Origin of the sequence: Anaeromyxobacter soli, assembly GCF_022808855.1 — a bacterium.
Taxonomy (GTDB): domain Bacteria; phylum Myxococcota; class Myxococcia; order Myxococcales; family Anaeromyxobacteraceae; genus Anaeromyxobacter; species Anaeromyxobacter soli.
In genome coordinates, this window is the sequence record NZ_JAKZLF010000003.1 from 56,666 (window position 1) to 71,458 (window position 14,793).

Consider the following 14,793-nt stretch of genomic DNA (forward strand, 5'->3'; position numbering starts at 1 on the left):
GGCTCGCGGCGCCCGGCGCCTCGTCTCGTCAGGAGCGCGTCTTCGCCTGGCGGACGTAGCGGTCGAGGTCCTCGCGGTCGATGAGCGAGAGCACCTCGATCGCGTTCTGTCTCTCGCCCCGTCGGTAGAGGAGCCGCACGTCGGTCGCGACGCGCACCCGGTAGTAGCCCGGGAGCCCCTCGAGCGGGAGCGCGCGGAGGCTCGGGTGGCGGTGATCCTGCGCGAGCAGGTTCGCCTGCTTGAAGGCCGCGCGCTGGATGCGCCGATCCCAGCCTTGCAGGGAGTCGTAGAACTCGCGCGTGTAGACCGGCATGAGCCACGAGGCGGGCGCGTCCTCGGGCTCGTCGGCGCCCTCGGGCTGCGCGGACGCGGCGCCCGACGCCGGCCGCTCCGCCTCCGCGCGCGCCCGCGCCTCGCGGAGCGCGGCCTCGAGCTCGCGCTCCCGCTCCTCCTGGCGCGCGAGCTTCGCCTCGAGCGCTCCCGCGCGCGCCTCGAGCTCCCGCGCCGCGGCGCGGGCCCGCTGCGCCTCCGCCGCCGCGTCGGTGGCGCGCACCGCGGCGAGCTCCGCGTCGGATCGCTCCCTCGCGCGCTGCGCCGCCTCCATGGCCTCCCGCGCGCGCGCCGCGTCGTCCACCGCCTGCGCCGCCCGCGCCCGGGCGTCCTTGAGCCACTCCTGGAGCTTGTCGCGCTGCTCCTCGGCCTTCTTCCTCCCCGACTCCACGCGCGCCCGCGCCTCGGCGAGCTCCTTCTCGAGGGTCGCGACCCGCGCGGCGAGATCCGGGCCCTCCTCGCGCGGCGCCGCCTTCGCCGCCCCTCGCCCCTCTGCCTCGGGGAGCGGGCCGTAGTACTCCTTCACGAGCTCGTCGAGGAGCGGCGCCGCGCGCGCGCGGACGTCCGCGGCGGGATCGGCGAGCACGCGCCAGAGCGCGAGCGTGAGGCCGTGGTCCGAGGCGCCCGTGGTGAGGAGATCGTCCGCCGTGGGCGCGTCGAGGGGCGTCCGGGCGAGGGGCGGCGCGCCGAACGCCTTGCGGAGCGCGTCGAGGACGCGCGCGCGCGTCGCGGGGCGGGCGCGGACCTCGTCCGCGAGCACGTCGCTCCGCTCCACGTCCGAGAGCGCCTCGGTGCGGAACCCGGGCACCGACAGCCCGAGCTCCTTCACGAGCGCGCGCGTCTCCTCCGGGAGGAGCGCGACGTAGAGGAACACGGAGAGCGCGTCGCGCGAGAGCTCCTCGAGCGGCGCGTCGCCGCCCGGATCCGGGAGCGCGGGAGCCTTCCGGCGGGGCGGCGCGCGCTTCCGCCCCGTCGCCGCCTCGCCCTTGCTCTTGCCCTTGCCGCTCGCCTTCCGCGTCGTCACGGCGGGCCTAGGGCGCGGGCGCCGCGGCCTCGCGCACCTCCGCCTGGAAGACGGCGCCGGGCGGGAGCTTCCACGCGTCCGGGATCGGGATCTGCGCCTGGAACGTGGCGGGCCGGACGGCGCCGCTCGCGCCGCGGACGTCGGTCTGGATCTCGAGCTGGACGGTGGCGGCCTCGCGCGGGAGGAGCTCCACCCACCAGGTGCCGAAGATCGCGCCGGGCGGGAAGTCGTCCTGGAACCGCTCCGGGTCCGCGAGCTTCTGGTAGGGCTCTCCGCCGCCGCTCATCTCGCCGTAGGGCTTGCCGGCCGCGTCGAGCAGGTGGAAAACGATGCGCCGGAACGCCACCGGCACGACGCTCCGCACGACGGTGCGCTCCCCGCCCCGCTCGCGCTCGAGGAACCGCGGGCTGCCCCACAGCGCGAAGTCGATGCGGAGCCCGGGCGCGCCGCCCTCCGGCGGCGTCCCCGGCTCGACGGCGAGCAGATCGAGGCGGAGCCCCTCGGCGAGCATGGACTGGACGGGCGCGTAGCGGCCCTCGCGCAGCAGCGCGAGCCGGCCGTCGGCGTACTTCTGGAAGTCCTGGAGCTGGGAGCGATCCTTCTCCTCGAGCTTCCCCTTGCGGTCGCCCGCGGCGGCCTCGACGCCCGTCGGGCGCGCCGGCTCGGAGGGGTGGCGGTTGCGGATCGCCTGCAGCTCGTCGAAGTACCAGCGCGACAGGGCGGCGATCTCGTCGCGCCACTCGGGCAGCCGGTCGGCGGGGATGGCGCGCGCCGCGCCGGCACGCTCGGAGAAGTCGCGCTTCAGGCGGGCGCGCTCGAGCCGCGCCTCGTAGGCGTCGGCCTTCTCGCGGGAGCCGGTGAACAGGAAGGCGATCGCGAGCACGGCGAGCCCGATCGGCACCGCGACGAGGAAGAGCTTCTTCATGGGTTCACTCCGAGCCGGAGACGAGCGCCTCGACGCTCCGCAGCCCGGTACGATCGATCTCGTACACGTAGGCGCGCGCGCGGCGGATCGGCTCGTCCGCGACGCGCGAGGCGGAGCCCGCGCAGAGGACCGGCGTCGCGCCGGCGGCGCCGGGCAGGTCCACCCGGAACGCGATGTGACGGTGGCCGTGCAGCACGGCCGCCACGGGGAGCTCCGCGACGAGCCGGACGATCTGATCGGCGTCCGCGAGCGGCATGCGGGCGACGTGGGCGTCGGAGGGGACGCGCTCGGGAGGGAGGACGACGTGGTGGTGGAAGGCGAGGACCACGGCGCGTCCGAGCTTCGCGTGCTCGCGGACGATCTCCCGCGCCGCGCGGAGCTGGTCGCCGCCGAGGCGGCCGGGGGTCGTCCACGGATCCTCGCCCCAGCGCGCGCTGTCGAGCGCGACGAGCACGGCCGCGTCGCCGAGCGGGACGACGTGCGGGTAGCTCGGCGCCGCCTTCTTCATGCCGAGCCCGTCCGGCCCGAGCGCGCGCAGGAACCGGGCGGTCTCGACGGAGTCCTCGGTCCAGAGATCGTGGTTCCCCGGCACGACCGTCAGCTTGCGCGCCTCGGCGAAGGGGCGCAGCAGGTCGGCGGCCCGCTCGAACTCGCGGGGCTCGCCCGAGAACGTCAGGTCGCCGGTGACGACGAGGTGATCGACGCCGACCTCGCGGAGGGCGTCGAGCAGCCCCTTCGCGAGGCGAGCGGAGTGCTTCTCGCAGTCTCGCGCCGAGAAGCCGTTGCGGGGATAGCGGCTTCGGTCGGAGACATGGAGATCGCTGATGTGGCCGAGTCGGACGATGCGGCCTCCCGGGGCGGCGGCGATGCTATCGCAGCCCCGGCGCAGGTCAAACCTGCGACGGATCGGGGCGCGCGCCCTCCGCCACGCGCGGCAGGACGATCCGGAGCGTCCTCCCGCGCCCCGGCACCGCCTCGTCCTCCACCTGGCCGCCGTGCGGCGCGACGAGCGCGCGTGCGACCGCGGCCGCTCCGCCGTCGTCCGCCGCGGCGCCCCCCGCGATCTCCACCACCGCCTCGGAGCCACGTCGCCCGACACTCACCGCGATCTCCCCACCCCGCCCCGCACCGGCGCCCACCGCGCGGAGCGCCTCGCGGATCGCCGCTCGCAGCGGCCGGTCGTCGCCCATCGCGAGCGCGGGTTCGAGCGCGCTCCGCACTCGCACGCCCGGCGGCGGCGCCCACGCCGCGAGCAGATCGGCCACGAGCGGCGCGAGCTCCAGCGCGCGCGGCGCGCCGGCCGCCTTCTCCGCCGCGTCGTGCAGCGCGCCCACGCGGCGCGCGGCCTCCTCCAGCGCCGCGTCGAGCAGGGAGAGCTGCTCGGCGGCGCGCGGGGGCAGCGGCGGCGCCAGCAGCCGCAGGTACGAAGCGGCGGTGGCGGCGCGCGCGACGGGCGCCTTCACGCACGCGGCGGCGCCGGCGAGCACCTCGCCGAGCCGCACGGGCGCGGGCCCGGCCGCTGGTCGCGCCGCCGGCAACGGCGGCGGGGACGCGCGCGGCGGCTCCGCGCGCAGGACGACGACGTCCACCATGGGTCGATCCGAGACTCGGACGAGCGCGGCGGTCGCCCGCAGGCCGGTGCGCAGGGAGACCGCCCCGGAGGTGGCGTCCGCGCGTCGCAGCCCGTGCCGCAGGACCGCGAGCGCCTCGGCCATGGCGGCGAGGTCCTTGCCTTCGAGCGGCGCCGCGTCGGAGCCCGCGAGCCGCCGCGCCTCTGCGTTGGCGCGGACGATGCGCCCGTCCCCTCCGATCACGAGGACGCCGTCGCCGAGCCGCTCGAGCGCGCCCGCGACGAGCCGCTCCGCCGCCTCCGGCAGCCCCGCGCGGCGCCTGGCGCGGAGCGCGCGCAGCACCGCCAGGGCGGCGACCGCGAGGGTGGCGCCGGCCAGGAGCACGAGCGCATGCGTACCGGGCAACACGGCGCCCAAGGTGTCCACCCGCTTGCCCTCGCGGAAGCAGGCCTTATGCAGAGGGCATGATCCGCAAGCACGTATGGTCCCCGGCGGAGGGTCCCGGAGCCGCACCCCAGCAGATCTCCCGCCGCGCGGGATACGTCTCCGGGAGCGGCGACGACGACCGGAACGCCGGGTCCAGGCTGTGGGCGCCTTCGAGCGGTCCCACCCGTACCGACCCGGGAGGAGCCGGTGGCGAACCCGACGGCCACACGGTGCCGCGCCCCGGCCGCACCGCCCTCAACGAGGACTGACGCCTCGGGAGAGGTGGCCGCAGGGTGGGCTCTCGCCCGCCATGCCGTACCCGTAACGCCCGACAGGTCAAACGCTTTTCATTGATATCCGCTGCTCGCGCGGGTATCCCATCCCACCCGAAGCTCGGCAAGGAGACGGCGATGTCTGAGAAGGAAAAGAAGGCCGCAGCCGGCGCGCAGGTCGCTCCGGCGATGGTGCCTCCCGGGCTCATCGCCAAGGAGGACATCCCGCAGGTCCTCCCCATCCTGCCACTCCGGAACTCGGTGTTCTTCCCCGGAGGCGTGCTCCCGCTCGCGGTGGGGCGGCAGAAGACCATCGCCCTCATCAAGGACGCGGTCCGCGACGAGCAGGTGATCGGCGTCGTGACGCAGCGGCGCGCCGAGGAGGAGGATCCAGGCGCGGCCGATCTGTACACCGTCGGGACGGTCGCACGCGTCGTGAAGCTGCTCAAGATGGGCGAGGACAACTACTCGCTCGTCGTGCAGGGGCTCGCGCGCTTCAAGGTCCTCGAGCTCGTCCAGGAGAGCCCGTACCTCAAGGCGCGGGTCGATCCCGTCGAGGACAAGGCCGTCACCGACGACGTCGAGGTCGAGGCGCTCGCCATCAACCTGAAGAAGCTGGCGCGCGAGGTCATCGAGCTCATGCCCGAGCTCCCCGCGGCGGCGACCGAGCTCGTGGAGTCGATCACGCACCCGGGCCACCTCGCGGATCTCATCGCCGCGAACGTGGACGTCCCCATCGAGGAGAAGCAGCAGGTCCTCGAGACGACCGACCTCAAGTCCCGGATGAAGCTCGTCCTCGAGCTCCTCAACCGGAAGCGCGAGATCCTCAAGCTCTCGAACAAGATCGACTCCGCCGTGAAGGGCGAGATGTCGAAGACGCAGCGCGAGTACTACCTGCGCCAGCAGCTCAAGGCGATCAAGGAGGAGCTCGGCGAGCTCGGCGAGGAGGAGGAGGAGCTCGACGAGCTGCAGGAGCGGCTCAAGAAGGCGGGCCTGCCGCCCGAGGTGGAGAAGGTCGCGCAGAAGGAGCTCAACCGGCTCAAGTCGATCCCCACGGCGAGCTCGGAGTACACCGTCGCGCGCACCTACCTCGACTGGATCGCGGACCTCCCCTGGTCGAAGAAGAGCGACGACAACCTGGACATCGAGAACGCGCGTCAGATCCTCGACGCCGACCACTACGGCCTCGACAAGATCAAGAAGCGCATCCTCGAGTACCTCGCGGTCCGCAAGCTGAAGAACGACATGCGCGGGCCCATCCTGTGCTTCGTCGGGCCGCCCGGCGTCGGCAAGACCTCGCTCGGCCAGTCCATCGCGCGCTGCATCGGCCGCAAGTTCGTGCGCCTCTCCCTGGGCGGCGTGCGCGACGAGGCGGAGATCCGCGGGCACCGCCGCACGTACGTGGGCGCCCTCCCCGGCCGGATCATCCAGTCGATGAAGAAGGCGGGGACGGTGAACCCCGTCATGATGCTCGACGAGATCGACAAGCTGGGCGCGGACTTCCGCGGCGATCCGTCGGCGGCGCTGCTCGAGGTGCTCGATCCGGAGCAGAACCACGCGTTCTCGGACCACTACCTCGACCTCGCCTACGACCTCTCGAAGGTGATGTTCATCGGGACGGCGAACCTGCTCGATCCGATCCCCGGTCCGCTCAAGGACCGCATGGAGATCCTCGAGCTGCCCGGCTACACGTTCGAGGAGAAGGTCCACATCGCGCAGAACCACCTCATCCCGAAGCAGCTCAGGGAGCACGGGCTCTCGGCCGACGCGATCGACATCACCGAGAAGGCGCTCATCAAGATCATCATGGCGTACACGCGGGAGGCGGGCGTCCGTAACCTCGAGCGCCGCATCGCCGACGTGTGCCGCGCGGTCGCCGTGGAGGTCGCGAGCGGGAAGCTCCAGGCCGGCGCGAAGCGCTCCATCGAGGAGGCCGACGTCGAGTCGATGCTGGGGCCCGAGAAGTTCTACAACGAGACCGCCGAGCGCACGGAGATCGCGGGCGTCGCGACCGGCCTCGCCTGGACGGCCGCGGGCGGCGACATCCTCTTCATCGAGGCGACGAAGATGACCGGAAAGGGGTCGCTCACCCTCACCGGCCAGCTCGGCGACGTCATGAAGGAGTCCGCCCAGGCCGCGCTCTCGTACCTGCGCTCGAAGTCCGACTCGCTCGGCATCCCGGCGAACTTCCTCGAGCGGACGGACATCCACATCCACTTCCCGGCGGGCTCGATCCCCAAGGACGGCCCGAGCGCGGGCGTCACCATCCTCACCGCGCTCGTCTCGCTCCTCACCGGGATCCGCGTCCGCTCCGACGTCGCGATGACCGGCGAGGTGACGCTCCGCGGCCTCGTCCTGCCGGTCGGGGGCATCAAGGAGAAGGTCCTCGCCGCGCACCGCGCGGGCATCAAGCGGATCATCATCCCCGCCCGCAACGAGCGCGATCTGGTGGACGTCCCGGAGCAGGCCCGCAAGGAGCTCGACTTCGTCTTCGCGGCGCACATGGACGAGGTGCTGAAGGCGGCGCTCGAGGAGAACCCGGTCGGGCGGCAGGCGCCGCCGACCCCGGACGCGGAGGCTGAGAAGAAGGCCGCCGCCGCGAAGAAGTCCGAGGAAGTCCGGGCCTGAGCTTCGGACCGTGATCCGCGAGCCGCCTGGGCCCGCGGATCACGGTCGGCCCGGCCGGCTCCAACGGGGCCGCCGCCTCCCTCTGCGCGCAGTATCGCCGTCCTCGCGCGCCGGTGCGCCCCGGCAGGCTCGCTCCGCCCGCCTGCCCGTGGCCCGTCCCGCTGCTACACTCGCGGAGTGAACCGGCTCGCGATCCTCACCGGCTCGGCCGGCGCCATCCCGGACGCCGTCGCGGCGGCGCTCGGGCGCGCCGGCTTCTCGGTCCGTCAGGCGCCCATCGGCGCGGACGGCCGCCCGCGGCTCGAGGTGGACGCGCGCGGGGTGGACACGGTCGTCCACCTCGGCGTCCGTACGCCGCGCGAGCTCGACGAGCGGGCCCGCTCCGAGGCGGAGGCCGCCGCCGCCGCCGCCGCAGCAGCGCTCGCGCGCGAGGCCGGCGCGCGGCGGCTCGTGCACGTCTCGACCGCGGCGGTCTACGGAAGGCCACGGAACCTCCCCTGCCGCGAGGGCGAGCTGAAGGAGCCGCGGACCGCGCTCGAGCGGATCCGCTGGCGCGCCGAGCAGGCGAGCTGGGCGGAGTTCCGGCGCGGCGCCCCGCTCACCGTGCTGCGCCCCACGATCCTCTATGGCCCCACACTGACCGGCGGCCCGGTTCGAGCGCTCACGTTCTTCGCCCTGCTCGACCCGGGCAACCGCCGGATCCCGATCATCCGCCGCGGCCCGGTCGCGCACCTCGTCCACCTGGACGATCTCGCCCGCGCGGTCGTCCACGTGGTGCAGCACCCGCACGACGAGGAGGTGGTGGGGCGCGCGTTCAACGTGGGGGACGAGGCGCCGCTGCCGCTCGCGGAGCACCTCTCCGCCGCCCTCGCCGCGCTCGGCTACGAGCCGGGGCGCCTCCTCCCGGCGCTCCCACGCCTCACCGCGGCCCTGCTCTGGCTCGTGCGACACGTCCCGGACCGGGTCCTGCTCGGGCCGGTGAACCGCCGGCTCGAGCGCGCGTGGCGGCTCCTCGCGGGCCGGAACGGCGCGACGGCCGCGCTCGCGCCGCGCGTCGAGCGCGAGGCGCTCCACTGGATGACCGCGGACCACTACTACGACACGACCCGCCTCGCGGCCCTCGGCTTCAGGCCGCTCCATCCCATCTCCACGGAGGCGATCCCCGCGACGATCCAGGCGCTCGCGGAGCGGCGATTCCTGCCGGGATCGAGCGTGGGCGCCCTCCCCGCCGGGTAGCCTCGGCTGCGGCGAGCAGGCGTGCGCCGTCCCCGTCGCTGCAAGATGGCCGAGTCGGGGCAGCCGTGTCATAGTGCAGCGTCCGATCCGGTCACCGCTGTCGCGATCCGGAGCGAGCCGCGGCGGGGGTGCGCCGCGGGTGCCGGGTGAGTCGTGCAGCACGAGGATACCCACGCGAGCGCGAGGCTCGAGGGCGAGGGGGCGGTGATCCGCAGGCTCGGACGATACGAGCTGCTCGAGCAGGTCGGCAGCGGGGGCATGGCCGTCGTGTACCGCGGCCGCGACACCGCCCTCGACCGCGAGGTGGCGGTGAAGCTCCTTCACCCGCACCTCGCCTCCGCGCCGGACTCGCGCGCTCGCTTCTCCCGCGAGGCCCGCGCCGTCGCGCGCCTCTCCCACCCCGGCATCGTCGAGATCTACGACTACGCGGGCGACGGGGCGGCCGACAGCTACCTCGTGACCGAGTTCGTCCGCGGCAGGACCCTCCGCGCGTTCGCGCACGAGGTCGGGTTCGGCTTCCCCGAGATCGGCGCGCTCGTCGGGCGCGCGCTCGTGGACGCGCTCGTCCACGCGCACTCCGCCGGCGTCATCCACCGGGACCTGAAGCCCGAGAACGTCCTCGTGCAGGAGGGCGAGCGACCGGCGGTGAAGCTCGCCGACTTCGGCATCGCGCGCATCCTCGCGTCCGACGAGCGGATGACCATGACGGGCGCGCTCGTGGGCTCGCCGCACCACATGGCGCCCGAGATCGTGGAGGGGCGCGAGGCGGACGCGCGCAGCGATCTCTTCTCCATCGGAACCATCCTCTACTGGCTCGCGACCGGGAAGTTCCCGTTCGCCGCGCCGAACCCCACCGCGATCCTCCGCCGCGTCCTGGAGGCCGACTTCGAGGAGCCGCGCGCGGTGGACGCGCGCGTGCCGGACGCCCTCGCCGACCTCGTCGTCCGCTGCCTCTCCCTCGACCCGGAGCGGCGGCCGTCGAGCGCCGCCGAGGTCCGCGAGGTGCTCGATCGGCTCCTCGCCGAGAGCGGGCTCGAGCGCGCCCCGGACGAGCTCGTGGCGTTCCTGCGGGACCCGGCCGGCTTCAAGGCGGCCTTCCCGGCGCGGGCCGTGGTCGCGCTCTCCGCCCGCGGCGACGCCGCCCTGGCCGAGGGCGCGTCCGCGCGCGCTCTCTCGTTCTACTCGCGCGTCCTCGCCATCGATCCCGAGAACCCGGACGTCCCGGCCAAGCTCGCGCGACTCTCGCGGCGGCGGCGCCTCAGGAGGATCGCCCTCGGCTCCGGGGCGGCGCTCGTCGTCGCGGCGGCGGCCGCCGCGGTGATCGCCGTCGCCCCGCGCCGGGACATCGCGCCCCCCGCGGACGCGGCGGCCGTGCCTCACGACGCCGTGCCTCACGACGCCGCGCCGCCCGGCGGCTCCGCGCCGCCGGCCGCCGCTGCGGCTGCGCTCCCCGCCGAGCCCGTGGCCGACCCCGAGGCGCGCCCCGCGGAAGGCGCCGCGCCCGCCGGCGAGGCTCACGCGGCCCACCGGCCGCGGGGTGGCCGCGCCGGTGCGCCCTCGCCGCGCGCGCGGGAGAGCGCCTCGGGCCCTCCCGCCTCGCTGTCGGTGCACGTCCGGCCGTACGCGCAGCGCGCGCTGCTCGACGGGATCGAGGTGGCGCGCGGGGAGCAGCTCGTCCGCTTCTCGGTCGCGCCGGGCCGCACCCACGTCATCCAGATCGAGCACGCCTGCTGCACGCCGTTCGTCCGGGAGATCACCGCCGAGGAGGCGCAGCGCCTCGGCGAGCTGCGGGTGCCGCTCACGCCACGCCCGGCCCGGCTGCGCGTCGAGGGAGACCCGGCGACGCGCGTGTACGTGGACGGCAAGCTCGTCGGCACCGCGGGCGACTCGCAGCGCGCCTCGTTCGCGATCCCGGTGCCTTCCGGGGCGGACAGCCCCTACGAGGCGCCCGCCCGGATCGGCCTCGAGGCGGCCGGCGCGGCGATGCGCGACGTTCAGGTGAAGCTGCGGGCCGGGGGCGAGGTGATCGTCGCCGCCCCGACGGCGGCGCGGCAGCCGCCCCCGCCCTCCGGCGCGCCGGAGCCCGGCGCGGGCCCCGCGAGCGCGCCCCACTCCGACGGAGCCGTGACGCCGTGATCCCCCTCCTCATCGCGCTCGTGCTCACGGCCCCGCCGGAGCTGAAGCGCGCGAAGGACCGCTTCGAGTTCGGCGCCTACGCGGACGCGGCCGGCACGCTCCGGCGCTACCTCGCCACGGGCCCCTCGCTCAGCGAGGACGAGGCCATCGACGCCTACCGCATCCTCGGCATCTCCGAGTACCACCTCGGCGATCAGGCCCAGGCGCGCGCGGCGTTCGTGAACCTCCTCTCCCACGATCCCGACTACGCGCTCGACCCGTTCCTCGTCCCGCCGCCCATCGTCGAGTTCTTCGACCGCGTGAAGCGGGAGCACGAGCCCGCGCTCGCGCCGCTGCGCGAGCGGCGCCGCGCGCTGCGAGAGCAGGAGCGGCTCGCGGACGAGGCGAAGCGGCGGCTGCTGGCGGAGGAGCAGGCGCGCACCGGGCCGCCGACGAAGGTCGTGCGCGTCCAGGAGCGCCTGTACCTGTTCAACTGGATGCCGCTCGGCGCGGGCCAGTTCCAGAACGGCGATCGCGCCAAGGGGACCGCCATCGCGGCCGGCCAGATCGTGGCCGGCGTCGTGAACCTCTCCGCGATCATCTTCCACAACCAGCTCGCCGAGGACCGCACCCGCTCCTGCATCTCCGGCCAGCCGGGCTGCTCGCGGCCGCCGTACTCCGACTCGGACCGCGTGCTGCTCGGCCGGGTCGAGGCGGTGAAGTACGTGTCCGCCGGCCTGTTCTGGGCGCTCTACGCGTACGGGGTGTGGGACGCGCACAAGCACTTCGTGCCCATCGTCGAGACCGAGGTCTCGCCCGGTGGCGGCGCCGGGTCGGTCAAGCTGGAGTGGGCGTTCTGAGAGACCGATGACGATTCGGAACTGAGGCAAGTCGATCGTGGCAACGCTCATCGTGAAGAGCCCGGACGGCGTGGAGCGCGAGATCGCGCTCGTGAAGCGCATCACGAGCGTCGGGCGCGACGTGGAGAACGACGTGGCGGTGCCCGATCCCGGCATGCCGCGCACGGCGGTGCACATCCACTGGGACGGTCGCGAGTACAACGCCGCCGCGCACGACGGCGCGGACATGACCGTGAACGGCAAGCGGCGCGCGGCGTGGCGGCTCGGCCCCGGGGACCGGATCCGCGTCGCGGGGACCGAGCTCGTGTTCGACCCCGCCCCCCGCGCGGCCCCCGCCCGCCCGGGCCCGAGCTCCGGCCAGCGGCTCCTGGCCCTCGAGACGCTGGTCCGGTTCTCGGAGCGGCTGCTCGGCGCGAACGACCTCGCCCGGCTCCTCGACGAGCTCATCGACGCCCTGCTCGAGGTGACCCACGCCGACAAGGGCTTCCTCATCCTGTTCGAGGACGGCGAGATGACCGTCCGGGCGGCGCGGAACGTGGCGCGCGAGACCATCGAGGGCGCGATGGCGCGGGTCTCCGACTCGATCATCCAGCGCGTCATCGACACGCGCCGGCCGATCGTGGTCGCCGACGCCCTGCACGACTCCGAGTGGTCCGGCTCGACCTCGGTCGTGAACCTGAAGCTCTGCTCGGTGATGTGCGCGCCGCTCATGCAGAAGGGCGACGTCTGCGGCGTCATCTACCTCGGGAACGACAGCGTGGTCTCGCTCTTCGACGACCGCGCGCTCGAGGCGCTCACCGTGTTCGCCGCCCAGGCGTCGCTGCTCGTGCAGAACGGCATGCTGCTCGACTCGCTGCGGCGCGAGAACGTGGCCCTGCGCGAGGCGGTGAGCTCGAAGCAGTACGGCGAGCTCATCGGCTCGGGGGCGTCGATGCGGGAGGTGTTCCGGCGCATCGAGAAGGTCGCCGGGACGGACATCAGCGTGCTCGTCTCGGGCGAGACCGGCACCGGCAAGGAGGTCGTCGCCCGCGAGATCCACCGCCGCAGCGGGCGGGGGAGCGGCCCGTTCGTCGCGGTGAACTGCGGGGCGATCCCCGAGGCGCTCCTCGAGTCGGAGCTGTTCGGCCACGTGCGCGGCGCGTTCACGGGCGCCATCGCCACCCGGCCCGGCAAGTTCCAGGCGGCGCACGGCGGGACCCTGTTCCTCGACGAGGTGGGCGAGATGCCGGCCGCGCTGCAGGTGAAGCTCCTGCGCGCGCTCCAGGAGCGCTCGGTGACGAAGGTCGGCGACACGCGCCCGGAGCCGGTGGACCTCCGCGTGGTCGCCGCGACGAACAAGGTGCTCGAGGAGGAGATCCGCAAGGGCACGTTCCGGGAGGACCTCTACTACCGCCTCAACGTGGTCTCCATCCTCCTGCCGCCCCTCCGCGAGCGCGGCGAGGACCTCGTCGTGCTCGCGAAGTACTTCCTGCAGAAGTACGCGAAGGACTTCGGCGCGAAGGTGCGCGGGTTCGCGCCGAGCGCGGTGGTCGCGATGCGGAAGTACGCCTGGCCGGGGAACATCCGCGAGCTCGAGAACCGCCTCAAGAAGGCGGTCGTCCTCGCCGACAAGGCGCTCGTGTCGGCGGAGGACCTCGACCTGCGGCCGGAGAACCTCGAGCCCATCCTCCCGCTCGTCGCCGCGAAGGAGGAGTTCCAGAAGCGCTACATCAACGAGGTGCTCGAGCGGAACCAGGGCAACCGCACCAAGACGGCCAAGGATCTCGGCGTCGATCCGCGGACCATCTTCCGGCACCTGGAGAAGCTCGAGGCCGAGCGGCGCGGCCAGAAGCTCCCGCCCGACGAGGAGGACGACGCGTGAGGAGAACCGCCAGGGCGGCCGCGATCGCGGCCGTGGTCCTCTCGGGGTGCCCGCTGCCGCAGCCCCTGCCCGATTACCCCGAGGGCCAGCCGGTGACGCCGCCGCGCATCGTGGTCGACGACACCGTCCGCGCGGTGCTCCAGCCGGAGTCGATCGTGCGCGTCCCGGCGGGCTGCCCGCGCGAGCCCGTCTTCCCGCTCGGCGCGACGCTCCGCGACGCCATCACCAACGAGGCGGTCGTGGCGCGCTGGTTCGTGAACTACGACCCGACGAACCGCCCGAGCCTCGCAGTCCAGCAGGCCAACGACATCCTCGCCCCGGGCGACGGGACCGTCGACCCCACGCTGCGCGAGACCCCCGCGTTCCAGTTCCCCGCCTACCAGTACCCGAGCGCCGGCGGCAGCGCCGCGGCCGGCACCGCGGGCGCCCTCCACGTCGTGGAGCTCGTGGTGTCGAACGGCTTCGATCCCAACGCCGACGTCGCGACCGCCACGTCCGCGTATCGCAAGCCGAAGCTCGGGTTCGAGGTCCAGGTCTATCGCTGGGTGTTCTTGACGGTGCCGCCCTCCCCGGACGGCTGCACGGGCGCGGGCTGCGTCACCTGCCCGGCGCCGCCCGTGGTCCCGGCCGGCTGAGCGGGGAGCTCACCGCCGCTCCGGCGGCCGCGCGAGCGCCTCGCGCGCCTCGTGCAGCGAGGCCGCGGCCTGGTGGGCGAGGTTCGCCTCCTCCTGAGCGAACCGGTTCACCTGCGCCCGGTACGCCCGGTGGAGCTCGAGCACCGCGTCGCGGGCGTGCGCGAGCTCCTTGCGCCCGCCGAAGCCCTGCGGATCCGGATCGGCCGCGTCGAGCCGGCAGCGCTCGGCGAGATCGTCCACGCGCTGCTCCCACTCCCGCGCCCAGATCTCCCAGCGCTGGATGGCGTCCTTCTCGCCGACCTCGTCCCCGAGGCGCCAGGCCCGCTCGTTCTGCTCGGCGTGCAGCGCCTCGAGCTCCGTCACGCACACCCGCAGCGCGGCGCGCGTCGGGAGCGCGCCCGTCGCGGGGGGCCGGTGGGGTCCGCGCAGGTTTCGCACGACGCTCGTCATCACCACCGCGAGCGCGAGGGCGATGACGGCGAAGTAGAGCAGCCAGAGCGCCGTCCGGTACGGCTTGTAGCGGGGGTCCCGCGGCACGCGCGGGACTCTGCCAAACGGGCGACGCCGCGTCGAGTGTTTGGGCGCCGGCGTTGGCTACTGATGACCTGCGAGCACCTCGAGGAACGTGCACGGGCGCCCGCTCCACATCGCCCGCAGGCACCGCACGTAGAACACGGGACCGAACAGCCGCACGATGGTGACGGAGTGGAACAGCACGTCCCTGCCTGTGATCGCGCCCTGCACGCAGCGGGTGGATTGCATCGGCGGTGCCGGACGGCGCCGCGTCGCCCCGCGGGGAACCTCTCCAATCTGCAAGAGAATCCCCGGGGAGCCCGTTCGGGCGAGCGCGGAAGCCGTGAACTTTCCCGCCCCCTGGGGCGACGAATTTACAGCCTGCCGGTCGAGGGGG

At 74.2% G+C, this 14,793-nt stretch carries 12 protein-coding genes; 6 read left to right on the forward strand and 6 right to left on the reverse strand.

The window, feature by feature from the left end; genetic code table 11:
* Positions 1–28 precede the first annotated feature (28 nt).
* From MLV88_RS03640 to MLV88_RS03655, 4 genes are read right to left on the reverse strand one after another with little or no spacing between them, the layout of a single operon-like run.
* Entirely contained in the window at positions 29–1,354 is a 1,326-nt protein-coding gene (locus tag MLV88_RS03640) for a type II toxin-antitoxin system RelE family toxin (protein WP_243336890.1), read from the reverse strand.
* 7 nt (positions 1,355–1,361) lie between these two features.
* Positions 1,362–2,279 carry a hypothetical protein gene (locus tag MLV88_RS03645; protein WP_243336891.1) on the reverse strand — a complete coding sequence of 306 codons (918 nt, stop codon included), beginning with the start codon at positions 2,277–2,279 and terminating at the stop codon, positions 1,362–1,364.
* A gap of 4 nt (positions 2,280–2,283) precedes the next feature.
* Positions 2,284–3,186, reverse strand: coding sequence for a metallophosphoesterase family protein (locus MLV88_RS03650; RefSeq protein WP_242357080.1), 903 nt, complete (start codon positions 3,184–3,186; stop codon positions 2,284–2,286).
* Positions 3,170–4,276, reverse strand: a complete 1,107-nt coding sequence (locus MLV88_RS03655) for a PAS domain-containing protein (protein ID WP_243336892.1) — start codon at positions 4,274–4,276, stop codon at positions 3,170–3,172. The genes MLV88_RS03650 and MLV88_RS03655 overlap by 17 nt, the downstream gene beginning before the upstream one ends.
* Positions 4,277–4,686: 410 nt before the next feature.
* Here MLV88_RS03655 and lon point away from each other — a divergent pair, with 410 nt between their 5' ends.
* From lon to MLV88_RS03685, 6 genes are all read left to right on the forward strand, one after another.
* Positions 4,687–7,176, forward strand: a complete 2,490-nt coding sequence (gene lon / locus MLV88_RS03660) for an endopeptidase La (protein WP_242341389.1) — start codon at positions 4,687–4,689, stop codon at positions 7,174–7,176.
* A gap of 177 nt (positions 7,177–7,353) precedes the next feature.
* A complete protein-coding gene (locus MLV88_RS03665) occupies positions 7,354–8,412 on the forward strand; it encodes an NAD-dependent epimerase/dehydratase family protein (protein ID WP_242356973.1) in 1,059 nt (352 codons plus the stop codon).
* A gap of 153 nt (positions 8,413–8,565) precedes the next feature.
* Positions 8,566–10,548, forward strand: a complete 1,983-nt coding sequence (locus MLV88_RS03670; protein ID WP_243336893.1) for a serine/threonine-protein kinase — start codon at positions 8,566–8,568, stop codon at positions 10,546–10,548.
* Positions 10,545–11,387, forward strand: a complete 843-nt coding sequence (locus MLV88_RS03675; protein WP_242340010.1) for a tetratricopeptide repeat protein — start codon at positions 10,545–10,547, stop codon at positions 11,385–11,387. The genes MLV88_RS03670 and MLV88_RS03675 overlap by 4 nt, the downstream gene beginning before the upstream one ends.
* A 37-nt stretch (positions 11,388–11,424) precedes the next feature.
* Positions 11,425–13,248, forward strand: coding sequence for a sigma 54-interacting transcriptional regulator (locus MLV88_RS03680; protein WP_242340009.1), 1,824 nt, complete (start codon positions 11,425–11,427; stop codon positions 13,246–13,248).
* Entirely contained in the window at positions 13,245–13,883 is a 639-nt protein-coding gene (locus MLV88_RS03685; RefSeq protein WP_242340008.1) for a hypothetical protein, read from the forward strand. Before MLV88_RS03680 ends, MLV88_RS03685 begins: the two co-directional genes overlap by 4 nt.
* A gap of 9 nt (positions 13,884–13,892) precedes the next feature.
* Here MLV88_RS03685 and MLV88_RS03690 read toward each other — a convergent pair whose 3' ends face one another.
* Positions 13,893–14,420, reverse strand: a complete 528-nt coding sequence (locus MLV88_RS03690) for a hypothetical protein (RefSeq protein ID WP_242340007.1) — start codon at positions 14,418–14,420, stop codon at positions 13,893–13,895.
* 57 nt (positions 14,421–14,477) lie between these two features.
* Positions 14,478–14,645, reverse strand: coding sequence for a hypothetical protein (locus tag MLV88_RS03695; RefSeq protein WP_242340006.1), 168 nt, complete (start codon positions 14,643–14,645; stop codon positions 14,478–14,480).
* Between the last annotated feature and the right edge of the window lie 148 nt (positions 14,646–14,793).